The following is a 24,611-nucleotide window of genomic DNA, read 5'->3' as shown; positions in this document are numbered from 1 at the left end:
ATAACGAAGGACCGCTTGCCAGCCGCTCCTCCTAGCCGGACGCGTTGACAGAGTTTGCGCTACCCCCTATCTGTCAGCCACCCGGTCTATGCCGGGAACCTGTTTCCTTATCAGAGGTCGGCATGTTCGGCGCACTCGCCAAGGCCATCTTCGGCTCGGAAAACGAGCGGATACTCAAACGCCTGCAAAAAACCGTCGAAGCGATCAACGCGCTGGAGCCCGAGATTTCGGCGCTCGACGATACGGCCCTTGCAGGCAAGACAGATGAATTCCGGCAGCGACTGACTGACGGAGCGACCCTCGACGACATTTTGCCGGAAGCTTTTGCGACCGTCCGGGAAGCGGCGAAACGGACGCTCGGCCAGCGGCATTTCGATGTCCAGCTGCTCGGCGGCCTGGTGCTGCACCAGGGCCGGATCTCGGAAATGAAGACCGGTGAAGGTAAAACCCTCGTTGCCACACTGCCGGTCTATCTCAATGCCATCGAAGGCAAAGGCGTCCACGTCGTTACCGTGAACGACTACCTGGCCAAACGCGATGCCGGCTGGATGAGCCAGGTCTACAACTTCCTCGGTCTGTCGACCGGCTGCATCGTGCATGGCCTCAACGACGCCGAGCGCAAGGCCGCCTACGAGTCAGACGTGACCTACGGCACCAACAACGAATTCGGCTTCGACTATCTGCGCGACAACATGAAGTTCCGGCTGGAGGACATGGTCCAGCGCGACTTCAATTTCGCCATCGTCGATGAAGTCGACTCGATCCTGGTCGATGAGGCGCGGACTCCGCTGATCATCTCCGGCCCGGCCGAAGACAGCTCCGCCACCTATACCGCCATGAATGCCGTGGTCCCCGGGCTCGTTCCGGAAGATTACGAAAAGGATGAGAAGCAGCGCACCGTCGCCTTCACCGAGGCCGGTCAGGAGCATATCGAGGAGCTGCTGCGCGACGCCGGCATGCTGGAAGAAGGCGGGCTCTACGACATCAACAACATTTCGCTGGTGCACCACGCCAACCAGGCACTCCGGGCGCACCACCTCTTCGCCAAGGACACGGATTACATCGTCAAGGACGACAAGGTCGTCATCATCGACGAGTTCACCGGCCGGGCGATGGAGGGACGGCGCTATTCCGAGGGCCTGCATCAGGCGCTCGAAGCCAAGGAAGGCGTCACCATCCAGAACGAGAACCAGACCCTGGCCTCGATCACCTTCCAGAACTATTTCCGGCTTTACCCGAAGCTGGGCGGCATGACCGGCACGGCCATGACCGAAGCGGCCGAGTTCGCGGAAATCTACAATCTCGAAGTCGTCGAGATGCCGACCAATGTTCCGATCGCGCGGAAAGACTATGACGATGAGGTCTACCGCACGGCCGACGAGAAATGGGACGCCATCATCGATACCATCGCGGAATGCCGTGAAAAGGGTCAGCCGGTGCTGGTTGGCACGGTTTCCATCGAGAAATCGGAACTGCTCTCCGGCCTGATGAACAAACGCCGGATCGAGCACAAGGTCCTGAACGCCCGCTTCCACGAGCAGGAGGCGACGATCATCGCCCAGGCCGGTCAGCCGGGCGCTGTGACCATCGCAACCAACATGGCGGGCCGCGGCACCGACATCCAGCTCGGCGGCAATGCCGACATGCGGATCGCGCTGGAACTCGGTGACAACCCGGATCCGGCCAAGATCGAGGCCCTTCGAGGCGAGATCGAGGTGGCGAAGAAAAAGGTTCTGGAAGCCGGCGGTCTCTACGTCATCGGCACCGAGCGGCATGAAAGCCGGCGCATCGATAACCAGCTCCGTGGCCGTTCCGGCCGTCAGGGCGATCCGGGGGCATCCAAGTTCTTCCTGTCGCTCGAAGACGATCTGATGCGGATCTTCGGCTCCGAGCGCATGGACGGCATGCTGCAGCGTCTCGGTCTGGAAAAGGGCGAAGCGATCGTCCACAGCTGGATCAACAAGGCGCTCGAGAAAGCCCAGCAGAAGGTAGAAGCCCGTAACTTCGACATCCGCAAGCAGCTGCTGAAATACGACGATGTCATGAACGATCAGCGCAAGGTGATCTTCGAGCAGCGCAAGGACATCATGCGCGCCGAGGAGATCGCCGCGACTGTCGCCGACATGCGGCACGAGGTGATCGAGAATTTGGTGGCCCGTTGCATTCCGGAAGGCGCCTATTCCGAACAATGGGATATCCCGGCCCTGCACGAGGAATGCCTGCGACTGCTTGCGCTCGACCTTCCCGTGACCGAATGGGCAGCGGAAGAAGGCATCGCCGATCAGGAGATCCTCGAGCGGATCACCAAGGCATCGGACCGTGCGATGGCCGAGAAGGCCGCGAATTACGGCCCCGAAGTCCTGCGCATGGCGGAAAAAAGCCTGCTCCTGCAGATCCTGGACCAGCAGTGGAAAGAGCACCTGCTATCGCTCGATCATCTGCGCCAGGGCATCAATCTGCGTGCCTATGCCCAGAAGGACCCGCTGAACGAGTACAAGCGCGAAGCCTTCAATCTGTTCGACGGCATGCTGACCGGTCTGCGCGAGACGGTCTGCGGTGTGCTCTCCCATCTGGAGATCCGCATCCAGGCGACACCCGAGGAAATGGAAGCGCGCATGGCGGCGGAGCGCGCCGCGGCGGAAATGCATGAGGGCCGTGAAGATCCCGCCCTTGCCTCCAGCAAAGGCGATGATTCAGCGGACGGGGAGACCATGGTCCGGTCCAGGCAAAGCGCGGCCAGCATTGACCCGCAGGATCCCTCGACCTGGGGCAAGGTTCAGCGGAATGCGGCATGCCCCTGTGGTTCGGGCAAGAAATTCAAACAATGCCACGGAAAACTCTGATCGCAAATGAGGCTGCCTGCCGCCAGTCGGCGGGCGGTTAAGCCTTAGCGAACGAGTGAGATAACCGTCCCGCCGGTGTGGACTTCCGCACTGGCGATGCCGACCAGCCCAACCAGCACGACATCGACCGTGCCGAACTCCCCGCTGAACGGCAGACACAGAATCTGCATCTCTCCCATAGCCCCAGATGCCGGTTCCTGCGTCTCCGCCGCCGCGAGGATGCAACGCGAGAGCGCCGTCGGCAAATTGCCGCCGGGCTCTGTTGTCGCCCCGATCGGCGTACCGCCCAACAAATCGGCTGCTGCGTCGCCAGAAAATTCAACCTGGAATCTGGAATTTTCTCCATAGGCGAGCAGAACGTAGGGCATCTCGTCTACAAGATCGGAGATAAACAGGTTCTCGGACAGTGGAAGAGTTAATTGCGCGCGGGAAAAATCCCAATAGACTCTGAGATCTCTTAATATCGGGGACAGTGGCTCCGTCTGCGCGAAACGTCTGTCCGGTTTAAAATTCAAGATCATATTCCCCTCCCTCAGCGTTGCCATGCGCCGTGGTTATGGACGGTCGACGATGATTTTTTCATCGACAGACGCTGCTCCAGGCTACCCCCTGTTCCTTTCGTTCCGGTTCCAGTTGCCACGCGGAACCAGCATCACTTCGCTCCTAAAGCGCTGTTCCAAGCACATATTGTTCTTCACAACGCTGCACCAGAGCGTATGTGACAAGATAGGTATCCGCAACGCCCCGTAAGGCATGCGCGCGTTTTTCAATCATGAATTTTCAGTATTATTCGGCTGAATTAGTAACCCTGAGGCTAAATATCAGCGATTTCGGGAAAATTTCGGATGGCCGCGATTCTCTGAATGCAAGCGGGCTGCGGAACAGTCACCGTGAGGTCCTCGAACGCGATAACCCTGAGTTCAGGTCGGCAAAAAATCAGGAGTTCTTCACTGTGCAGCAGAAAATCCGGATTCCGTGGCCTGCCAAAAGCTTCATTGCCTCTTGCGAAGGTCTCGTAGATCAGCATGCCGCCCGGAGCAACTGCCGAGACGATGTCACGCATAATCGGCCGGTGCAGATAGTTGGTGACAACAACGCAGCCGAACTGCCGGTCCGCAAGCGGCCAGGGCCGGCCTGCTTCAAGATCGAACGCAACCAGCTGGACCCCGGGATCGGCGGCCATATCCGCGATGGGGGCGATGTTCCGGTCCAGCATTACAATCGGATTTCCCCGCCCCCGGAAGAACCGGCCATGACGCCCCGTGCCGCAAGCCACATCCAGCACTTCCGCCTCTTTCGGCACCATTTCGGCGAACCGCGCAACCCAGCCAGATACTGCCGGGATCGTCCCGGTTTTGGCCGGTGACTTGCTCATTCCGCAGCCTCGACAGCATCAAGGACAGGAACAACCGCACCGGAGAACGAGCAATCGGGAACCGCAAGCCGCAGAAAGACTGGCCCCGCCGCCTCGACCGGCGTGACCGCCCCGGGATCCTCGTCCGGAAATGCCGAGGCGCGCATCCCGGTACGCATGGCGCCAGGATCCACGGCATTGGCCCGAATGCCGAATTTACGGTTCTCCGCCGCATAGACACGCATCATGGCCTCAAGACCAGCCTTGCTTGCGGCATAGGCGCCCCAGTTCGCATGGCTACCACGAGCGGCGCCGGAGGTGACGAAGATGCAGCGGCCCGCGTCGGACACCGCCAACATCGGATGCAAGGCGGTCAACAGACGGTAGGCAGCATTGAGGTTGAGGTCGATAACGGCGTCCCAGGTTGCATTTTCTATATCCGGCACTGGTTTCAGATCACCGAGCAGCGCCGCATTCAGGACCAGTACATCGAGCCGCCGGCCGCCATCCTCAATGACTTTCAGCAGGTCTGCCATTCCCTGCGGGGTGCACAGATCGGCCGGAACAGACACAGCCGTTCCTCCTGCCGCCTCGATTTCGGCCTGCCGGGCAACAAGTCCGTCAGCATCGCGTGCGACAAGCAGAACCATAGCGCCGGCTCGGGCGAAAACCCGCGCCACCTCGGCGCCGATACCACGGGAAGCACCAGTGACAAGCGCGACCTTGCCGGCAAGCGGCTTTGCCGTATGCTCAACCGCCTCCGCCGCCTTCTGCTCCTCGGCGATGATCCCGAGTTCTTTGCGGATATATTCCAATGCTGCTTCGAGCGTATCCACGATATCGTCGACCTGATCATGCGTGACCACGAATGGCGGGGCGATCAGCAGCGTATCCCGCACCGCCCGCACGATGATGCCCCGCTCCCTGAGGTTCTCGCGGCAGACAGCAGCAACCACACCGGGCGGATCGAACAGGATGTGTCGGGCTTTATCCTGGATCAGTTCAACCGCCCCAAGCAGACCGAGACTACGCACCTCGCCGACAAGCGGATGGTCAGCAAGGCGGGCAAGCGCACGCTGGAAATAAGGGCCGATGTCCTGCGCGACCCGCTCGACCAGCTTTTCACGCTTGAGAATATTCAGGTTTTCCAGCGCCACGGCGGCCGCAACCGGATGCCCGGAATAGGTAAAGCCGTGAGCTAGCCCACCCTCTGCATCGCGCAGTTTGTCCGCAATCGGGTCCGAGATCATCAGCGCGGAAATCGGCTGGTAGCCGGAGGACAGACCTTTCGCCAAAGTGATGAAACCGGGACTGAGATCATACAGTTCCGCCGCCGACCAGGCGCCGAGCCGACCGAAGGCGCTGATGACCTCGTCCAAGACGAACAGCACGTCGTGCCGCTGACAAATCCTCTGAACTTCCTGCAGGTAGCCTTCCGGCGGAAAGATCAGACCGCCGGCTCCCTGGATCGGCTCGCAGATAAAGAGCGCGACATTGTCGGCGCCGAGCTCCTTGATCTTGATCTCAAGGGAATGCGCAGCCTGCTTCGCAAACGCCGCCTCCGCCATGTCATGACCATGAAGGAACTTGTAGGGCGCCATGATATGGGCGAAGTCCGGCATTCCGGCGCCGCCCTGCTCATGCATCGCACCGACACCGCCAGCACTGATCGTGGCCAGGGTGGAGCCGTGATACCCTTCCTCCCGACCTATCACGATCCGCTTCGAAGGCTTGCCAACCTGCTGCCAGTAATAGCGCGCAAGACGGATCGCACTGTCACAGACCTCGGAGCCGGAATTCGCGAACAGGGCGGTGTTAAGATGACCGGGCATCAGCGCTGCCAGCGTCTCCGCAAGCTCCGCTGTCGGTGCCGTGGTCGTATTGAAGAAGGTATTGTAATAGGCGAGCTGCTGCATCTGGCGGGCGGCCACGTCGGCCAGCTCCTTGCGGCCATAACCGACATTGACGCACCACAAACCGGCCAGCGCATCGAGATAGCGATGCCCCTGGTCGTCCCAGAGGTAGCAGCCCTCACCCCGCTCGATCACGGTCGCTCCGCCAGACTCCGCAAGGCTCCGGTTATCCGTGAAAGGATGCAGGTGATGGGCGGCGTCCCGCTGCCCCAGAGTTTTGCCGTCCGGATCGATCACACTCTGTCCCCCGCGCAACGACACACTGGCTAATTAGTAATTATTACACTATTTCGACACCATGCTACCCGATAGCTGCCAAAGCTACCTGATAGCTGACAGGACGACAGTGGGTCAGTTGGATGATCAAATACAGATTGCGTTGCGACAAGGACCATAGCTTCGACGCCTGGTTTCGCGATAGTGCAACCTATGACAAGCAGGCAGACGCAAGTTTGCTGGCCTGCCCGGCCTGTGGCTCGTCCGCTGTCTCCAAAGCCCTGATGGCGCCGAATGTCTCCTCCTCCAAAAAGAAGGATGACAGCGCGCCGGAGCAAACCGTGCCTGCGGTCAGCGAGGTGCCGCAGGAAATGATCGAGCTTCGCCAGAAGCTCGCCGCGCTCCGCACCGAGGTGGAGAGTAATTTCGACTATGTCGGCAAGGACTTCGCCGAAGAGGCGCGGAAGATTCATTACGGCGAAAAAGATCCGCACGGCATTTATGGCGAAACCACCCCTACGGAAGCAGAAGCCTTGCGGGACGAAGGGATTGGCTTTGGCGCCATTCCCTGGCTACCGAAAAGCGACGCCTGATCAGGCTGCTTTCGGACGGACCGCCAGCATGGCGTAATTGATCCCGAGATCCGACGAGCGTTCGAAGGTATCGCCGAGCGGGTCGAACCGGATCCCCGTCTTCTCCGCCATCACAAGCCCTGCTTCCGTCAACAACGCCCGCAACTCTTCCGGTGTCAGGAATTGCCGCCAGTCGTGCGTACCGGCCGGAACCCAGCGCAAGACGTATTCGGCTGCGAATTTCCCGAACAAAAGCGACTTCATGGTCCGGTTGAGCGTGGTGACGAAGACAGCGCCGCCCGGACGGACCAGCTTGGCGAGAGATGCCACGAAAAGCTCCGGGTCAGCGACATGCTCGATCACTTCGGAGGCGATCACGGCATCGAAAGCGCCCGGCATTTCAGCGGCAAGGTCTTCCGCCAGACAGGTCCGGTAATCGATCTCGAGACCTGTCTGCTCGGCATGCACCTGCGCCGTCCCGATGGTCCGCTCATCGGCATCGATCCCGGTCACCGCCGCGCCGAGTCGGGTAAGCGGCTCCGATATCAGACCGCCACCGCATCCGATATCGAGCAATTTCAGACCGTCGAACGGCACCTCCGCGGTTTCTGAAAGCACGAAATGGTCGCTCAGCCACTCCCGGATCAGTCCAAGGCGGACCGGTGTGAATTTATGCAGCGGCGCGAAAGGCCCCTGCATGTCCCACCATTCCGCCGCCACAGCGGAGAAGCGGGCGACATCATCCGGATCGATCGTGCTTGCGACTGCGTTCTTCTGGTTCATGGGTGCTCCATTCAACACCGAGCCCGGCCTTGCCCGGACAGCGACGTGTCGCTATGTATAGCCCCGCCGGGAGCCATTAGGAACGCTCGCGTTCCGGTTTTGGGCATTGGGGATACACTCCTGAAAAGCGGAACGAAATGGCGCGTATCGTGCAAAAGTTCGGCGGCACGTCCGTCGCCGATATTGAACGCATCAAGAATGTGGCTCAGCGGGTCAAGAAAGAGGTCGATGCCGGCAACGAGGTCGCCGTCATCGTCTCTGCCATGGCCGGGGTCACTAACCAGCTGGTCGGCTATGCGCGCGAGATGAGCGTGCTGCATGACGCCCGCGAATACGACACCATCGTCTCGACCGGCGAACAGGTGACCAGCGGCTTGCTGTCCATGGCCCTGCAGAATATCGGCGTCAACGCCCGCTCCTGGCTCGCCTGGCAATTGCCATTCCGGACCGACGGGGTACATAGCAAGGCGCGGATCGAAAGCATCGAGACCGGCGAGATCGTAAAACGCTTCGAGCAAGGACAGGTCGCTGTCCTCGCGGGTTTCCAGGGCATCGGGCCGGACAACAGGATCACCACGCTCGGCCGAGGCGGATCCGACACATCGGCCGTTGCCCTCGCCGCAGCGCTCAACGCAGACCGCTGCGACATCTACACGGATGTCGATGGCGTCTATACTACCAATCCGCGGATCGTTCCGTCGGCCCGAAAGATCGACCGGATTACCTACGAGGAAATGTTGGAACTGGCCTCCCAGGGGGCCAAGGTGCTGGAGACGCGATCCGTCGCGCTTGCCATGCAGCACAATGTCAGACTCCAGGTGCTCTCCAGCTTCATCGAAGCTCCCGGCACCCTGGTCTGTGATGAGGATGAGATCGTGGAACAGCAAATCGTCAGCGGCATTGCCTACAGCCCGGAAGAAGCCAAGGTCACCGTGCGCCATGTACCGGACCGGCCGGGTATCGCCGGATCGATCTTTGGCAGCCTCGCCGACGCGGCTGTCAACGTCGACATGATCGTCCAAAACGTAACCGAGGACGGCGCCACCACCGACATGACCTTCACCGTCGGCAAGACCGATCTCGAGCGCGCCCGCCAGGTGTTGGAAAAGCTGCAGGACGAACTCGGCTTCAAGGAAATCAACGCGGACCCGAACGTTGCCAAGGTCTCGGTCGTCGGCGTCGGCATGCGCTCCCAGCCGGGCGTCGCCAAGACGATGTTCCACACTCTGGCCGACAAGGGCATCAACATCCAGGTGATCTCGACTTCGGAGATCAAGGTCAGCGTCCTGATCGCCGCCGAATATACTGAACTGGCGGTCCGGGCTCTTCACACTGCATACGGCCTCGACGGGCCGCCGGCGAGCTAAGGCATGACGGCCGCGGTCGAGCAGAACGGCTTCGGCCGCAACTCCCGCACCATGTTGCGCAGACTGCGCGATGTGATGGCGGATACGCGCGCGCCGCAGGAACGTCTCGACAGCATCACCTCGATCATCGGCGCCGACATGGCCGCAGAGGTCTGCTCAATCTATGTCCGCCGCTCCGATAACCTGCTGGAGCTCTGTTCTACCGAGGGCCTGAACAAGGACGCCGTCCACCGCACGCTGATGCATTTCGGCGAGGGCCTTGTCGGCGACATCGCAGCGCGCGCCCAGTCGCTCGCCCTCTCGGACGCGCAATCCCATCCGAAGTTCGCCTATTTCCCGGAAACCGGCGAAGAGATCTACCAGTCCCTCGCCGGCGTGCCGGTGATGCGCGCCGACCGTGTTCTCGGCGTGCTGGTGGTCCAGAACCGGTCCCGCCGGCAGTATTCCGACGAAGAGATCGAGACGCTCGAGACCTTCGCCATGGTGCTGGCGGAACTGCTCGCCAACGGCGTTCTCGACGGGCAAGAGAACAAGCACGATGCCCCCGTCCGCCTCGCCGGTCAGTCGGTTGCCCCCGGCGTCGGGATCGGGATCGCACATTTCCACAGACCGAGCACCGCGATCCGCCGTGTCGTTGCCGACAACCCGGCGATCGAAAAGGAACGGCTCGACAACGCCATGCAAAGCGTGCGCTCACGCATCGACACACTGCTCTCGGCGCCAGACCTCGCCGAGGCCGGCGAACATCGTGACGTACTCGAAACCTTCCGCATGATCGCCCATGACCGCGGCTGGCTGACCCGAATGAACGACGCGATCGACAACGGCCTGACCGCGGAAGCCGCAGTGCAACGCTCACGCGCCGACATGCGGGCCCGCCTCGGCTCGGTCCAGAACCCCTATCTGCGCGAGCGGCTCGCCGATTTCGAGGATCTCACGAACCGCCTGCTCGCCCAGCTCGCCGACGAAGAAGAGAATGGCGATACTGCGGGAACGATCGACGACGATCAGCCCTATATCGTCGTTGCCCGATCCATGGGCCCGGCAGAACTGCTCGACTACGACCGCACGAACCTCGCCGGACTGGTTCTAGAGGAAGGTTCGGCAACGGCGCATGTGGCGATTGTCGCAAGGGCTCTGGACATCCCGGTGCTCGGCAACATTCCGGGGCTGCTGAGCGAGGTCAATCCGGGCGACCACCTGATTATCGATGCCGACAACGGCCAGGTCCTGCTACGGCCAACTGAAGACGTCCAGGACTCTTTCCATGCCGGTCTCCGCGCCCGGGCAGAAACCAAAGCACGCTACCAGGCACTCCGCGACCAGCCGGCCCGGACGCTGGATGGTGTCGATATCAGCCTGTTGCTGAATGTCGGTTTAATGTTCGACCTGCAGCAACTCGACGCGACCGGCGCCGAGGGGATCGGGCTTTACCGGACCGAGATCCCCTTCATGGTCCGTCGCGACATCCCGGACGTGTCGCAACAGACGGACGTCTATCGCCGTGTCCTCGATGCCGCCGGCGGTCGCCCTGTCACCTTCCGCACACTGGATGCAGGTGGCGACAAGAATATTCAGGCATTCGATCACGACCCCGGAGACAATCCCGCCCTCGGCTGGCGCTCGATCCGGATATCGGTCGATCACCCGAGCCTGTTGCGGAACCAGATCCGCGCGATCCTGCGGGCAGCGGCAGGCGCCCCGGTCGACCTGATGTTCCCCATGGTTTCCACCGTGGGAGAATTCGATGCCGCGCGTTCAATCCTCGACAGGGAGCTGGAACGTGCATTGCGCCTTGGCGAAGTACTTCCGTCGAAACTTCGCCTCGGCAGCATGCTGGAAGTACCCTCTCTTGCCTGGCAACTTCCCGAAATCTTGCGCCGTGTCGACTTTCTCTCTGTAGGGAGCAACGATCTACAACAGTTCTTCTTCGCAGCGGACCGTGGGGACCAGCGCGTAACTCATCGTTACGATGCCGTGTCCGTTCCCTTCCTGAGGCTGCTCAGAAATATATCCAATGCATGTAAAAAGCACGATAAGCCATTGACTTTATGTGGAGAGATGGCTGGATCGAGAATTGGCGCAATGGCCCTAGTCGGAATCGGGTATCACAGATTGTCGATGGCGGCGGCCTCGATAGGCCCGGTAAAGGAAACTATAAGGTCATTGAATTACAATGACTTGCAAATACTTATGTCAAATTTACTGGAAACACGAGAGGGCCGATTGGTGGAGAATTTAAAGGCATTTGCCCGCGATCATCAGGTACCCGCATGAGTCTTCGGATCGAAAAATCCGAATAGATCATTGATTCATTGGAGAATTTATTCTAACTTGGCTTTCAAGCCTGGTTACTCCATGGTGACGCGGTCAGTTTTTCGAAATAGTTACTGCTGAAATTGTGGACTGAGGAAGACGCAATATTCGCGGGCAATTAGGTCGTGGATGATATGAGCGCAAAAGCAAAGTTGAGACTTCAGCACATCGAAGATGCCGCGAAGTCAAAAGCCGAGGAACGCATGTCTCCCGTGGTGACAGCAGTGGCTGTCGCGCCTACGGACATTGCCCTCAAGGCAACGAAATCCAAATCAGCAGAGCCTTGGCTGAACGCCGAGGCGGAATCTGCTTCTGCGGTTGGTGAATTGCTTCGCCACAATCGTGTCGAAAGAGAGCTTTCTCTTCAGGATATCGCGCAGCAATTACGAATTCAGCGCAGTTATCTTGAAGCCTTGGAAGAGGGCGATTTCGATAGTCTTCCAGGACTGACATATGCCATCGGATATGTCCGCAGCTATGCCCAGCTTCTGGATCTTGACCAAGATACACTGATTGCCGACTTCAAGGCCGAAGCCAAAAAGCTTCAGGAGCCCACTCAGCTTTCCTTCCCCTCACCTGCACCGGAAGGGAAAGTGCCGGGAGGCGCCCTGGTTTTTGCCGGCGTTCTGCTTGCCGCGCTCAGCTATGGCGGCTGGTATTATTTCTCGACCTCGGAAACCGCAGTCTCCGAGCTGACGCCGGGCATTCCGGATCGTCTGGCCTTCCTGCTTGAAGAGCCTGCAATCAACACGCCCGCTGCGGCAGAGAGTGCCCCCGTCGCGCCCCAGCCGACCGCAGCGATCGCCGTAACGAAGACACCGGCGGCCAGCAAAGCGCCCTCCGCACCAATCCAGGCCGCCTCTGAAGCCGCGCCGTCGAAGCCGGAGACTGAACCCGTCACCGGTACGACACCGGCACCGGTCGTAGCATCAGTGAGCCAGGAACCCACTCAACAGGCCGAGACGCCTGCAGCTGCGGTAACCGCCACGGATACGACTCCGGCAGCGCCCGAAATTGCTTCAACGACAAATACCGGCGCCGAAGAGGCCGCCGAGATAGCCGCCGCCCCTCCGAGCGGCGAAACGATCACCGCTACCGAACCAGTCACGGAAGCGTCGGCACCGGTTGATACAGCAGCCACGGAAGACACAACGGCCGCAGTTCAGGTTGCCAGCATACCGGAACCCGCTCCTGCGTCCGGAACAACCGACATTCCCGCCATCCCTGAAGTGCCCCTTCAGGCGGCGACAACGACCAGCCGGTCCGTTGTCGAAGCAGAAGCGGCGGCAATCGACAGCAAGCCGAAACCTGCTTCTACCGTCGCCGGGCCACTTATCGTGATCAGCGCGACAGACGACAGTTGGGTCCAGGTCCGCGGCACCGATGCCTCACCGTTGCTGACACGCATTCTGCGCAAGGGCGAACAATACAAGGTTCCGGCCCGCACCGGCTTGAAGCTCTTCACCGGGAATGCCGGAGCCCTGAAAATTTCCGTAAATGGGACCGAGGCACCGAGCCTTGGACCGTTCGGCAAAATCGCCCGGAACATCCCATTGGACGAAACTCTGCTGACTTACACAGTCACAGACTGACGCCGACATTCTTCAATCGTAACGAAGGCGCCGTTTACCCGCGGCGCCTGCTTGCTTTATAAGACCCCAAACGCCATCTCGCAGTGGCGAGTACAGCGAGCGGAACGATCTCATGAGTGTGCGGCCTTACCGCGACATCTTCAGACGCAAATCCCGTCAGATCTCTGTCGGCAACGTTTTGGTCGGCGGCGATGCGCCGATCACGGTGCAGACCATGACGAACACGCTGACGGCGGATGCCAAGGCGACCATCGCGCAGATACAGGCCTGTGCGGACGCCGGGGCCGACATTGTGCGTGTCTCCTGCCCGGATGAAGCCTCGACTGCTGCCATGCCGGAAATCTGCAAGGCCAGCCCGGTGCCGATCGTCGCGGATATCCATTTCCACTATAAGCGCGCCATCGAGGCCGCCAAGGCGGGCGCAGCTTGCCTGCGGATTAATCCCGGCAATATCGGCAATGCCGAGCGGGTGCGCGAGGTGGTGAAAGCCGCCAAGGATTACGGCTGCTCCATCCGGATCGGCGTCAATGCAGGCAGCCTTGAAAAGCACCTGCTGGAAAAATACGGCGAGCCCTGCCCGGAAGCGATGGTGGAGTCCGCACTCGACCATCTAAAAATTCTTGAGGACAACGACTTCTTCGAGACGAAAATCAGCGTGAAAGCCTCGGACGTCTTCCTCGCGGTCGCCGCCTATCAGGGTCTGGCCGACGCGTGCGACTATCCGCTGCATCTCGGCGTCACCGAAGCCGGCGGCTTCCGCATCGGCTCGGTGAAATCCTCCATCGGCATGGGCATGCTGCTCTGGAGTGGGGTTGGCGATACTATCCGCGTCTCGCTCTCCTCCGATCCGGTGGACGAGGTGAAGGTCGGCTTCGATATCCTGAAGTCGCTCAATCTGCGCCATCGCGGTGTGAACGTGATTTCCTGCCCCTCCTGTGCCCGCCAGCAGTTCGACGTCATCAAGACTGTCGAGGTTCTGGAAGAAAGGCTCGCCCATATCACCACGCCGATGACCCTTTCGGTTATCGGCTGCGTGGTGAACGGGCCGGGTGAAGCGCGGGAAACGGATATCGGCTTCACCGGCGGCGGCAAGGGCAACCATCAGGTCTATATCGCCGGTCTGCCCCATCATCGCCTGCAGGACGACAATGTCGTCGACCATCTGGTCTCTCTCGTCGAGGAAAAGGCGGCCGAGATCGAGAAGGAGCTGGCCGAGGCGGATGAAAACACGGTGCCGATGGTTTCTCCGGCAGCCTCCTGACCCCGCACAGACTTTCCAACCACCGCAAAATCACCGCATCCGTTTGAATCCGGGACGGAAACGCGGCATAAACCGAGCCTCCCCGGCATTCTGTCGGCTTCGGGGACGTTTGAAAGGACCTCTATCATGGCCAAGTTGCAGCCCGTTCGCGGCACCCACGACCTCCTCGGTGAGGACGCGCGGCGGCATCGCCATGTTATCGAGACGGCCCTCGCGACCGCCAGCCGCTACGGTTTCAGCGAAATCCAGACACCGATCTTCGAATTCACCGAAGTCTTCGCCCGCACTCTCGGCGAGACTTCCGACGTGGTTTCGAAAGAGATGTACAGCTTCACAGACCGGGGTGACGAAAGCATCACCCTGCGCCCGGAAGGCACGGCGGGCGTGGCGCGCGCTTTCATTTCCGGCGGCCTGACCCAGGACCTGCCGCTGAAGCTATTCTATCAGGGCCCGATGTTCCGCTATGAGCGCCCGCAGAAAGGCCGCCAGCGCCAGTTCCACCAGATCGGCGTCGAGCTTATCGGCGTGCCGACGCCGCAGGCCGATATCGAAGTGATCACGGTGGGCGCCGACATTCTCGACGCACTCGGCATTTTCGACGGCATCGTGCTGGAGCTGAACACGCTTGGCGACACGAAAAGCCGTCACGCCTATCGCGACGCATTGGTCGAATACCTGATGGGCCACAAGGACGGCCTGTCCGAGGACAGCCTGCGCCGGCTGGAAGCAAACCCGCTGCGCATCCTCGACAGCAAGGATGAGGGCGACCGCAAGATCGTCGCGGACGCACCGTCCTTCGGCGATTACCTCAATGCGGCTTCCGAAGATTTCTACGGTTCGGTCAAACAGGGCCTCGACGCGGTTGGCATCCCCTACCGGCAAAACGACCGGTTGGTGCGCGGCCTCGATTACTATTGTCACACCGCATACGAATTCGTCACCGACCGGCTCGGGGCCCAGGGCACCGTGATGGCGGGCGGACGTTATGACGGCTTGATCGAGACTATGGGCGGCCCCTCCACACCGGGTGTCGGCTGGGCTGCCGGAATCGAGCGGATCGCCATGATGATTGAGGCGCCTGTCGCTCCGGCACGGCCGCTTTCCCTGATCCCGGTCGGCGAGGATGCGACTATCGCGGCGATCAAGCTCGCGCACGACTTGCGCAAGGCGGGCCACTCTGTCGAAATGGGCTATTCGGGAAATCTTGGAAAGCGCATGAAGCGGGCCAACAAACTCGGTGCAAGCCACGCCGTCATCATCGGCGAGACGGAACTCGAAAAGGGCGTAGCGACGATCCGCGACCTGGACACAGGCTCGCAAGTCGAAGTCGCGCTGGACAAGATCGGGGACCATCTCGGCGCCGAGGCCTAGCGAGGCGCGCGTTGGCGGACCGCTCCGCTTCCCCGCTCTTTCAGGACCTGCACCGCTTCGCCGTCGTCGGCGTCAACCACCGGACCTGTCCCGATGCGATCCGTGAGCAGCTATTCGTCGCCGACGAGGAGTTGCCGGTCGTGCTTCGCTCGCTCCGGGTTTTCGGAGTCGAGGAAGCCATGCCGCTCTCGACCTGCGACCGGGTCGAAGTCGCCGGCATCTTCCCGAACCCCGAAGAAGCCCGCAGCATCATCGCGAAGATCCTCTGCGCCCCAATCGATCTCGACCCGGCACTGCTGGAGCCGCTGCTTTACCGGCATGTCGGCGGGGACGCGGTGAGTCATTTGTTTCGCGTCGCCGCCTCTCTCGACAGTCAGGTCATCGGCGAACCCCAGATCCTCGGCCAGATGCGAGCGGGGCACCGGCTGGCCCGCAGCCTGAAATCTTCCGGTCCGCTGCTCGACGCAACCATGAGCGCCGCCTTCGAAGCCGCGCGGCAGGTGCGTCGTGAAACGCGGATCGCGGAAGGTCCTGTCTCCATTGCCGCCGCCGCCCTCTCCGTCGCCCGCGACGTGCATGGCGCGCTGGAACGGACCCGTGCGGTGCTGCTTGGCTCTGGCGAACTCGGCCTGATTCTGGCGGAACAGCTTCACAACAGCCATGGCACGCCGGTCACGGTGCTGGACCGCATTGCCCGGCGCGCCGAGGCAACGGCCAGATCCATCGGCGCCCATCATGCAGCCATGGACACCCTTGCGGAAACGCTCGTCGATGCCGATATCGTCATTGCCGCCGTCGGAGAAGGCCGCACCGTGTTGACCGAAGAGATGGTTTCACGGGCGCTGGTGAAACGCCGCTACCGGCCGATCTTTCTGGTCGATCTCTCGATCCCTGCCGACATCGATCCGGCGGTCAACAGGATCGACGAGGCCTTCCTGTTCGATCTTGAGGATCTGGAACGGTCCGCGACCGAAGGCAAGAATGCCCGCCGCGCCGAAGCGGAGGCCGCTCGCGAGCTGGTCAATGCCGCCGTCGCCCGGTTTCTCTCGGATCAGAGCGGGCGCATCGCGGCCCCCTCCATCGCACGCCTCAGAGCGCATCTGGAAAGCATGCGTGAGGCGCTTCATGCGGAGCAACCAAACCTTTCCGCGGAAGACGCAACCCGTCTGTTGCTGAACCGCATCATGCACGGCCCGTCTGAACATCTTCGGCGCCTGGCGGCAACGGACCATCTGGACGACCGGACCCTCTCCACGCTGGAGGAACTGTTCGGTCTCGACCAAGAACAAGGAGAAGACCTGTGAGCTTGCAGGCAAATCTGGAACGCGTGCTGGCCCGTCACAAGGAACTGGAAGCCATTCTGGCCTCCGGCGACAGCTCGGACATTGCCAGGCTGTCGAAAGAACTCTCGGAGCTGGCACCCGTCGCCCACAAGGTGACGGAATTGAACGACATGCGGCAGGAGCTGTCCGACTCTCGCGAATTGTTGGAAGATCCGGACATGGCGGAGATGGCCGCAGACGAGGTTCAGCGGCTTGAGAAGGCGCTGCCGGAGCTCGAACGCGAAGTTCAGATCCTGCTGCTGCCGAAGGACGAGGCGGACGAAAAGAACGCCATCCTCGAAGTCCGGGCCGGCACCGGCGGGGACGAGGCAGCCCTGTTCGCCGCCGATCTGTTCGGCATGTATCAGCGATATGCCGCTCTGAAGGGCTGGAAGTTCGAGGTCATGGAAATTTCCGAGAACGATATCGGCGGCTACAAGGAAGCCACGGCCGAGATCACCGGCCGCTCCGTCTTCGCCCGCCTCAAGTTCGAGTCTGGTGTGCACCGGGTACAGCGGGTGCCTGTGACCGAGTCCGGCGGCCGTATTCACACTTCCGCCGCCACCGTCGCGGTATTGCCGGAAGCCGAGGATGTCGACCTCCATATCGAGGACAAGGATCTCCGGGTCGATGTGTTCCGCGCCAGCGGCGCGGGCGGCCAGCACGTCAACACGACGGAAAGCGCAGTGCGGATCACCCACCTTCCCTCCGGCATCGTGGTTTCCCAGCAGGACGAGAAGTCGCAGCACAAGAACCGGGCCAAAGCGATGAAGATCCTGCGCGCCCGGCTCTACGATCACGAGCGCCAGCGCCTTGCCAGCGAACGAGCCGCAGACCGGAAGGACCAGATCGGCAGCGGCGACCGGTCGGAACGTATCCGGACCTATAATTTCCCGCAGGGCCGGGTATCCGATCACCGTATCAACCTGACCCTCTACAAAATCGACAAGGTGATCGCCGGGGAGGCCCTGGATGAGCTGGTCGACGCCCTGACCGCAGAAGACGAAGCCGCCCGCCTGGCCGAGATGAGCTGATGCCGCAGGACCATTCCGACACGGCGACAACGGTCGGCGCCCTGTTGCAGGCGGCAACGCAACGCCTGGCAGCGGAGGGCAACGACAACCCACGGCTCGATGCGCGACTGCTGCTTGCCCATACCCTCGGCGTGGAGGGGCGGCTGCATGGCCGCGATGACGATCCGGTCTCAGCGGAGCAGCGCACCCGCTACGCCGCATTTCTGGCTCGCCGTATCGACGGGGAGCCCGTGTCCCGCATTCTCGGCTCCCGCGAATTCTGGAGTCTGGAGTTCGACCTCTCGCCAGCGACCCTCGATCCGCGCCCGGACAGTGAGACCTTGATCGATGCCCTTCTTGAGCTACATCCGGAACGCGATCACGCCTACCGCATTCTGGATCTCGGTACAGGCACCGGCTGTCTCCTGCTGGCGGCTCTCTCCGAATTTCCAAATGCAGAAGGCTTGGGGGTGGATATCGACGCGGATTGCATCGCAATAGCACGCCAAAATGCTGAGAAACTATGTCTTTCCAGGCGTGCACGAATGATCCGTTCCCGGTGGGCAGACAATGTGAATGGTCCATTCGACATCGTGCTTTCCAACCCGCCATACATTCCCACATCGGACATTGCCGACCTACAACCAGAAGTAAAAGTACACGACCCCATGCAAGCGCTGGACGGTGGCCCGGACGGCCTCGACGCCTATCGTAACATCGCGGAATGCTTGCCTTCCCTACTCGGTGAAGACAGCGTCGCAGTGCTCGAATTTGGAGAAGGACAAGGGCCCGACATTTCCCGCATCGTGGAAGCATCAGGCCTCATCGTGGATGGCTTCCGGAGCGATCTGGCGGGCATCGAACGCTGCATTCTGATCCGCCGGACCTAGCCTTTCGCAGCTCCCCCGCCGCACTGCAGCAGGGGAATTAGAACTTGGAATGCCGCGCTCAAACCGGTAGTCTCCCTTCATGCAACAGAGGCCGGAGGGGGCAGGTCTGTTGCAGGAAACCATCCTGGTTATGAGATGATCGCATCGGTTTGGACTCTGGTCCTACCGGATGCTCCGGATGTTTCGGTCACACACATGGTGTGGATCGGTGTTTTGGCACGGGAGCCCATTTGGCACCCTTTAAAACGGCAAAGAATCAAGCATGAGACAAGGTCCCCATCAGAAACGTGGGCGGGGTCGCGGCGGAAATAACAATCGTCGCCCTAGTACCCCCAACAGAAATCAGACCTTCGACAGCAACGGTCCCGACGTCCGGATCCGTGGCAATGCGCATCAGGTGTTCGAGAAATACCTGACGCTTGCCCGCGATGCCTCGACCGCCGGAGACCGGGTGCTGGCTGAAAGCCTGTTCCAGCATGCGGATCACTATTTCCGTATCTACAGCGCTTTCAACGAAGAGAACGAAGCCCGAAAGAATGCGCAGCAGGATACCGGGCAACATCAGCCCGACAGTCAGCCGCGTAATGACGACAGCCGCAGAGACGACGACAGCGATGCGGGTAATGTCGTCGAAGTGCGTCCAGCCCAGCCCCCGGTGGCACAGCCTCAACCGACATCCTCGTCAGACGATGACGAGGCTCCGGCACGCCGGACCCGAAGCGAGCGCCGTCAGGATGCCGAAGCTGCAGAGCAGACCGGCGAGCCCGAACAACCGCGTGCTCCACGTCAGCCGCGCCGCCGCCGGAATGGCGCGGCAGCTCCGAAGGATGCTGCTGCTCCGGCAGCAGATAATGACTCCGCGCTGCGGGCCATGCTCGGTGCCAGTGAAAGCGGCGCACCCAAAGCAGCGGCGCCGGAAGAAGCTCCCGCTGCCAGTGCCGAACCGGAAGCAAAGCCGGTCCGCCGCAGAGGCCGCCCGCGCAAAGTCGTCGAAGCGGTCGAACCCGCCCTGCCGCTGGCCGGCGAGGACTGATCGGCCTGTAGCCACTACGCTTTGAAAAACCGGTCGTCAGCAATGACGGCCGGTTTTTTTATGCCCAAATTGCCTAGCGCCTGGAACGGCTCTGTTCCTAGATCTGCTTTGTGAATGAATATGATCGCGACGAACGCTGATAGCCGATGCGTTCGTAAAAGGAATGCGCACCGGTACGGCGCTCATTCGACGACAGACTCACAGTCTTGCAACCGAGCTCCCTGGCCAGCCGTTCCGCCTCTGTCATGAGATGGCGCCCTGCTCCGCTGCCCCTCACCCGCTCATCCACGACGAGCGCCTGAACGCACAACATCATCCCTTTGTCGATCGTAGGGGCCTGATAGCAGTGCAGATAACCAAGCAGGACTTCCCCGGAGAAAGCGCCGAACGTGTGATGCCCCAGAGCCGTGAGCACATCAGAGATGCGCGCTTTGGCCCCTTCCGCCTCCAGATCGTAGCCAAGCTGCACCGTAAGCGCGGCAACCTCTACCGCATCCTCGACAGACAAACTCCGCAGGGTCAGGTCTTCCGCCACCACGATACGCCGCTTTCCGAACCAGCCCGGCCTAGAGGATGGTGATCTCGTCACCGACACGGATCGTTCCGCCACCGGTGACATCGACATAGATGCCGCAATCAGTGTGGCCGAAACCATTTTGCAGATCCCGCGGGATCGTCAGGTCACGCTGCGCCGTCGCCGGATCGACATTGGTAGCGGGACAGCGGCCAATCCGTTCGGCAACGCGGATTTCGGCGTCTCCGATCTTCACCGTCTTTCCAACCCAGGTGAATTCTTCCCAGGCCGGCACACCCTCAATCAGGAGATTGCCCCGGAACCGCAGCGGATCGACCGGCTGGCCAACCACACGCTCGAGATCCCGGACACTTTCCAGATTGATGATCGAGACGAAGGGAACCTTCACATCGGAATAGGGCTGATCGCCGCTTTCGACAATGCGCGGCTGGCCCCGGCTTTCCTTCGTCATGAAGGCGGCGAAGAACTGCTCCAGCACCGTCCGTCCATTGACGTCGGTGAGCTTGCCGCTGGCAACGTTCCGCCCCTTGCGCCAGATCTGCAGGATCTCGCTATCCTCGTCGAAGCGAGCTTCGAGCTGAGCGAGCTTCTCTGCCTGCGCCAGTTGCAGGAAATTGGCTTTCGCCTTCCAATCCCGGTCTCCGGCTTCCGCACGCCGCGCCGCGGCGCCGTTCAGAATCCCGAAACGTCGGTCGTTCGGGAGCATACGCCCCGCTTCCAGCGGCACGCTCTCCAGAGATTCTCCTGTCATACCTTTGACCGGGAACCTGTATATCGCACTGATTTTTCCCATAGTGCACCGCACCATAAATAGCTTCGGAAACCTGTCAACTCGCATTCACGCCACTTGCGATGACGTAGCCACTCACCATATCTGTGATGTGGGTTCCGAATGCCGCAATCGGGTTCGGCCCCCTTCCAAGACGGAACGCAATCGGCGATGCTGTAATGATCGTCAGTGCATTCCGAAAAGAGGCTCGCATACCGCCATATTGGGGTGTGTGGAGCTGTATCGGCAACCTTGCGGTACGAAGGAGACGACCGTTGGATTTCGAAAAACTCTCGGAGCGCCTACGCGGCTTTCTACAATCTGCGCAGACCTATGCCACCGGCGCGGGCCACCAGCGCCTGACCCCCGAACATCTGCTGAAAGTCCTGCTCGACGATAAGGAAGGCATGTGCGCCAAGCTTATCGACGCGTCGGGCGGCAATGCGAAATCGGCTCAGCTCGCCGTCGAGGCCGAACTCGGCAAGCTGCCGACGGTCGAAGGCAGCGGTGCCGGGCAGGTTTATCTCGCCCCCGAAACGGCCCGCCTCCTGACACAGGCTGAAGAAATCTCCGAAAAGGCCGGGGACAGTTTCGTCACGGTGGAGCGGCTTCTGCTCGCCATCGCCATGGCGGAAGGCACGGCTGCCGCGCGCATCCTGAAGGATGCCGGCCTGACCGCACAGGCCCTGAACCAGACCGTCAACGACGTCCGCAAGGGCCGCAAGGCCGACAGCGCGACGGCCGAGAATTCCTATGAGGCGCTGGAAAAATACACCCAGGACATGACCGAGGCGGCCCGCACGGGCAAGCTCGACCCTGTGATCGGCCGGGATGAGGAAATCCGCCGGACCATCCAGGTTCTTTCCCGCCGCACCAAGAACAACCCGGTGCTGATTGGTGAGCCCGGCGTCGGCAAGACCGCGCTTATTGAGGGGCTGGCACTGCGCATCGTGAATGGCGACGTGCCGGAGCCGCTGAAACAAAAGCGGTTGCTGACGCTCGACCTCGGCGCGCTGATCGCAGGCGCCAAGTTCCGGGGCGAATTCGAGGAGCGGCTGAAATCTGTGCTGCAGGAAGTCTCCCACTCCGAGGGCGACATCATTCTCTTCATCGACGAGTTGCACACGCTGGTCGGCGCCGGTGCGGCGGAAGGCGCAATGGACGCCTCCAACATGCTGAAGCCGGCTCTCGCCCGCGGCGAGCTGCACTGTGTCGGCGCCACCACGCTGGATGAATATCGCAAGCATATCGAAAAGGACGCGGCGCTGGCCCGGCGCTTCCAGCCGGTCTTCGTCGAGGAGCCGACCGTGATCGACGCGATCTCGATCCTGCGCGGCCTGAAGGAAAAGTACGAGCTGCACCATGGCGTGCGGATCACAGACAGCGCGCTGGTTTCAGCGGCGAATCTATCCAACCGCTACATCACCGACCGGTTCCTGCCGGACAAGGCCATCGACCTGATGGACGAGGCAGCGTCACGCCGGCGCATGGAGGTTGATTCCAAGCCAGAGAAGATCGACGAGCTCGACCGCAAGATCATCCAGCTCAAGATCGAGCAGGAAGCCCTGAAGAAGGAAGCCGACAAGGCGTCCAAGGACCGCCTCTCAAAGCTCGAAGGCGAGTTGGCGGCGCTTGAGAAAACCTCTTCGGAGCTGACCGAACGCTGGCAGTCCGAGAAGGAAGTCGTCGTCGGCGTCCAGAAGATGCAGGAGAAGCTGGAAAAAGCCCGCCTCGAACTCGAAAACGCGAAGCGGCAGGGCGATTTCGAAAAGGCCGGCGAGCTGATGTACGGCGTGATCCCCGATCTCGAAGCCACCATCGGTCAAGCGGAGAACGCCTCCTCGGAAAAGATGGTCATGGAAGAAGTGACCGACCGCGACATCGCCGCCGTCGTCTCCCGCTGGACCGGTATTCCCGTCGACAAGATGCTGGAAGGCGAGCGCGAGAAACTGCTTCAGATGGAGGAAGCCCTGCATGGACGGGTGATCGGCCAGGATGAAGCCATTGCCGCGGTCTCCAACGCCGTGCGACGGGCCCGTGCCGGATTGCAGGACCCGAACCGCCCGATCGGCTCCTTCCTGTTCCTCGGCCCGACCGGCGTCGGCAAGACGGAACTGACCAAGGCGCTTGCGGAGTTCCTGTTCGACGACGAGCACGCCATGGTCCGACTCGACATGTCCGAATATATGGAAAAACACTCGGTCAGTCGTCTGATCGGGGCGCCTCCGGGCTATGTCGGCTATGACGAGGGCGGCGCCCTGACCGAAGCGGTACGGCGCAGGCCTTATCAGGTCGTGCTGTTCGACGAGGTGGAGAAAGCGCACCCGGATGTCTTCAACGTGCTGCTTCAGGTTCTCGATGACGGCCGCCTGACCGACGGACAGGGGCGGACAATCGATTTCCGCAACACGCTGATCATCCTGACCTCGAACCTCGGCTCCGAGTTCCTCGCGGCCCAGGGCGAGGGCGAGACGGTGGATGCGGTGCGCGAGCAGGTGATGGAAGTCGTGCGCCGGGCCTTCCGGCCGGAATTCCTGAACCGTCTGGACGAGACGCTGCTGTTCTCACGGCTCGACCGTTCGAACATGACGCATATCGTCGATATCCAGCTGGAACGACTGCGCAAGCTGCTGGAGGACCGCAAGATCACGATCGATCTCGACGATGCGGCCCTGCGCTGGCTCGCCGACACGGGCTACGACCCAGTCTATGGCGCCCGGCCGCTGAAAAGGGTGATCCAGCGCTCGCTGCAAAACCCGCTGGCCAACCAGATCCTGGAAGGCAGCATTCTCGATGGTAGCCACGTGAAGGTGACGGCGGAAGATGGCAAGCTGATCATCAACGGCAAACCGTCCGCCCCAAGCTCCGAAGTCCGGATCGAGGCGGCGGAATAAGCTTTAAAAAGAGCGCTCCCTCCTTAGGGAGCGCTCTACCACAACCTTAAGCTTTCTATATCTATGCCGACTGAATAAACGATTCCACTCCGCTTCAAGCCGTATCATAAATCGATTTTACAATAGCAAGCCAAAAATCTGTCGCCGTAATTAGACTGCTAATCTGATATCTGAACTCGATCACTGAACCTTAAAATAACCAACACTCTCTAAGCATAGAGTATTTGCAAAACATCCAACTGGACAGATACAATCAATTTTTCGATAAAATAATCATTATTGAGGGAAATCGATGAAACGAGCATGGATCATTCTTGGCGAGGCAAACACTAAAAAATCCTCTGTAATTAGAACATTAACGGGCCTACCCAAAATCAATGATGGGGGCATACCTGGATTCGTTCAAATCGAACAAACGAACGGCTTAAGGTTTAGCCTTTTATCTTACATCAGTGCCATGCAGGAAGCGAAAATTTCTCCGGAAGAATTATTAAAAAAAATTGAACTTTCGAATACACGTCAATTAAGAAAATTAAAAAACACAACCGACCCCACAAAAGAACACCG

At 60.7% G+C, this 24,611-nt stretch carries 19 protein-coding genes; 13 read left to right on the top strand and 6 right to left on the bottom strand.

Going from position 1 to position 24,611, the window contains the following annotated elements; translation table 11 throughout:
• Positions 1-122: 122 nt before the first annotated feature.
• The gene (gene secA / locus IG629_RS13930; protein WP_193172556.1) at positions 123-2,843 is read left to right on the top strand and encodes a preprotein translocase subunit SecA; all 2,721 of its coding nucleotides are present in this window, start codon (positions 123-125) and stop codon (positions 2,841-2,843) included.
• 44 nt (positions 2,844-2,887) lie between these two features.
• Here secA and IG629_RS13925 read toward each other — a convergent pair whose 3' ends face one another.
• The 3 genes from IG629_RS13925 to IG629_RS13915 all read right to left on the bottom strand — a co-directional run bounded on the left by IG629_RS13925 (position 2,888) and on the right by IG629_RS13915 (position 6,347).
• Positions 2,888-3,364: a hypothetical protein gene (locus IG629_RS13925; protein WP_193172555.1), complete on the bottom strand. Its 477-nt coding sequence runs from the start codon at positions 3,362-3,364 to the stop codon at positions 2,888-2,890.
• A gap of 293 nt (positions 3,365-3,657) precedes the next feature.
• Entirely contained in the window at positions 3,658-4,218 is a 561-nt protein-coding gene (locus tag IG629_RS13920; protein WP_193172554.1) for a class I SAM-dependent methyltransferase, read from the bottom strand.
• Positions 4,215-6,347 (bottom strand): aminotransferase, encoded by a 2,133-nt coding sequence (locus IG629_RS13915; RefSeq protein WP_193172553.1) that lies wholly within the window; start codon positions 6,345-6,347, stop codon positions 4,215-4,217. Before IG629_RS13915 ends, IG629_RS13920 begins: the two co-directional genes overlap by 4 nt.
• 122 nt (positions 6,348-6,469) lie before the next feature.
• On the opposite strand from IG629_RS13915, the gene IG629_RS13910 reads away from it, so the two are divergent.
• Entirely contained in the window at positions 6,470-6,919 is a 450-nt protein-coding gene (locus IG629_RS13910; RefSeq protein WP_193172552.1) for a DUF1178 family protein, read from the top strand.
• Here IG629_RS13910 and ubiG read toward each other — a convergent pair whose 3' ends face one another.
• Complete coding sequence (gene ubiG, locus IG629_RS13905; protein WP_193172551.1) at positions 6,920-7,681, bottom strand: bifunctional 2-polyprenyl-6-hydroxyphenol methylase/3-demethylubiquinol 3-O-methyltransferase UbiG; 762 nt, start codon at positions 7,679-7,681, stop codon at positions 6,920-6,922.
• A gap of 137 nt (positions 7,682-7,818) precedes the next feature.
• On the opposite strand from ubiG, the gene IG629_RS13900 reads away from it, so the two are divergent.
• The 9 genes from IG629_RS13900 (at position 7,819) to IG629_RS13860 (ending at position 19,846) form a co-directional block, all read left to right on the top strand.
• Positions 7,819-9,048 (top strand): aspartate kinase, encoded by a 1,230-nt coding sequence (locus IG629_RS13900; protein ID WP_193172550.1) that lies wholly within the window; start codon positions 7,819-7,821, stop codon positions 9,046-9,048.
• A 3-nt stretch (positions 9,049-9,051) separates the two neighbouring features.
• The gene (gene ptsP / locus IG629_RS13895; protein WP_193172549.1) at positions 9,052-11,325 is read left to right on the top strand and encodes a phosphoenolpyruvate--protein phosphotransferase; all 2,274 of its coding nucleotides are present in this window, start codon (positions 9,052-9,054) and stop codon (positions 11,323-11,325) included.
• 173 nt (positions 11,326-11,498) lie between these two features.
• A complete protein-coding gene (locus IG629_RS13890; RefSeq protein ID WP_193172548.1) occupies positions 11,499-12,956 on the top strand; it encodes a helix-turn-helix domain-containing protein in 1,458 nt (485 codons plus the stop codon).
• A 112-nt stretch (positions 12,957-13,068) separates the two neighbouring features.
• The gene (gene ispG / locus IG629_RS13885) at positions 13,069-14,217 is read left to right on the top strand and encodes a flavodoxin-dependent (E)-4-hydroxy-3-methylbut-2-enyl-diphosphate synthase (protein ID WP_193172547.1); all 1,149 of its coding nucleotides are present in this window, start codon (positions 13,069-13,071) and stop codon (positions 14,215-14,217) included.
• A gap of 126 nt (positions 14,218-14,343) precedes the next feature.
• Positions 14,344-15,588: a histidine--tRNA ligase gene (gene hisS, locus IG629_RS13880; protein ID WP_193172546.1), complete on the top strand. Its 1,245-nt coding sequence runs from the start codon at positions 14,344-14,346 to the stop codon at positions 15,586-15,588.
• An 11-nt stretch (positions 15,589-15,599) separates the two neighbouring features.
• The gene (gene hemA / locus IG629_RS13875; protein WP_193172545.1) at positions 15,600-16,892 is read left to right on the top strand and encodes a glutamyl-tRNA reductase; all 1,293 of its coding nucleotides are present in this window, start codon (positions 15,600-15,602) and stop codon (positions 16,890-16,892) included.
• On the top strand, positions 16,889-17,944 hold the full coding sequence (prfA, locus tag IG629_RS13870; RefSeq protein ID WP_193172544.1) for a peptide chain release factor 1: 1,056 nt from the start codon (positions 16,889-16,891) through the stop codon (positions 17,942-17,944). Before hemA ends, prfA begins: the two co-directional genes overlap by 4 nt.
• Positions 17,944-18,813 carry a peptide chain release factor N(5)-glutamine methyltransferase gene (gene prmC, locus IG629_RS13865; RefSeq protein ID WP_193172543.1) on the top strand — a complete coding sequence of 290 codons (870 nt, stop codon included), beginning with the start codon at positions 17,944-17,946 and terminating at the stop codon, positions 18,811-18,813. Before prfA ends, prmC begins: the two co-directional genes overlap by 1 nt.
• Positions 18,814-19,075: 262 nt before the next feature.
• Positions 19,076-19,846 carry a DUF4167 domain-containing protein gene (locus IG629_RS13860; RefSeq protein WP_193172542.1) on the top strand — a complete coding sequence of 257 codons (771 nt, stop codon included), beginning with the start codon at positions 19,076-19,078 and terminating at the stop codon, positions 19,844-19,846.
• 97 nt (positions 19,847-19,943) lie between these two features.
• Here IG629_RS13860 and IG629_RS13855 read toward each other — a convergent pair whose 3' ends face one another.
• Positions 19,944-20,384, bottom strand: a complete 441-nt coding sequence (locus tag IG629_RS13855) for a GNAT family N-acetyltransferase (RefSeq protein ID WP_193172541.1) — start codon at positions 20,382-20,384, stop codon at positions 19,944-19,946.
• 28 nt (positions 20,385-20,412) lie between these two features.
• Positions 20,413-21,174, bottom strand: a complete 762-nt coding sequence (locus IG629_RS13850; protein ID WP_193172540.1) for an MOSC domain-containing protein — start codon at positions 21,172-21,174, stop codon at positions 20,413-20,415.
• Positions 21,175-21,425: 251 nt separating this feature from the next.
• Here IG629_RS13850 and clpB point away from each other — a divergent pair, with 251 nt between their 5' ends.
• Both clpB and IG629_RS13840 read left to right on the top strand, forming a co-directional pair.
• Positions 21,426-24,044 carry an ATP-dependent chaperone ClpB gene (gene clpB / locus IG629_RS13845; RefSeq protein WP_193172539.1) on the top strand — a complete coding sequence of 873 codons (2,619 nt, stop codon included), beginning with the start codon at positions 21,426-21,428 and terminating at the stop codon, positions 24,042-24,044.
• Between the two features lie 292 nt (positions 24,045-24,336).
• The coding region (locus IG629_RS13840; protein WP_193172538.1) for a hypothetical protein at positions 24,337-24,611 on the top strand (275 nt) is incomplete at its 3' end.

Origin of the sequence: Nisaea nitritireducens (assembly GCF_014904795.1) — a bacterium.
GTDB classification, from domain to species: Bacteria; Pseudomonadota; Alphaproteobacteria; order Thalassobaculales; family Thalassobaculaceae; genus Nisaea; species Nisaea nitritireducens.
Note: the sequence above shows the minus strand (reverse complement) of the source record. Positions and strands in the feature narration are given on the sequence as shown.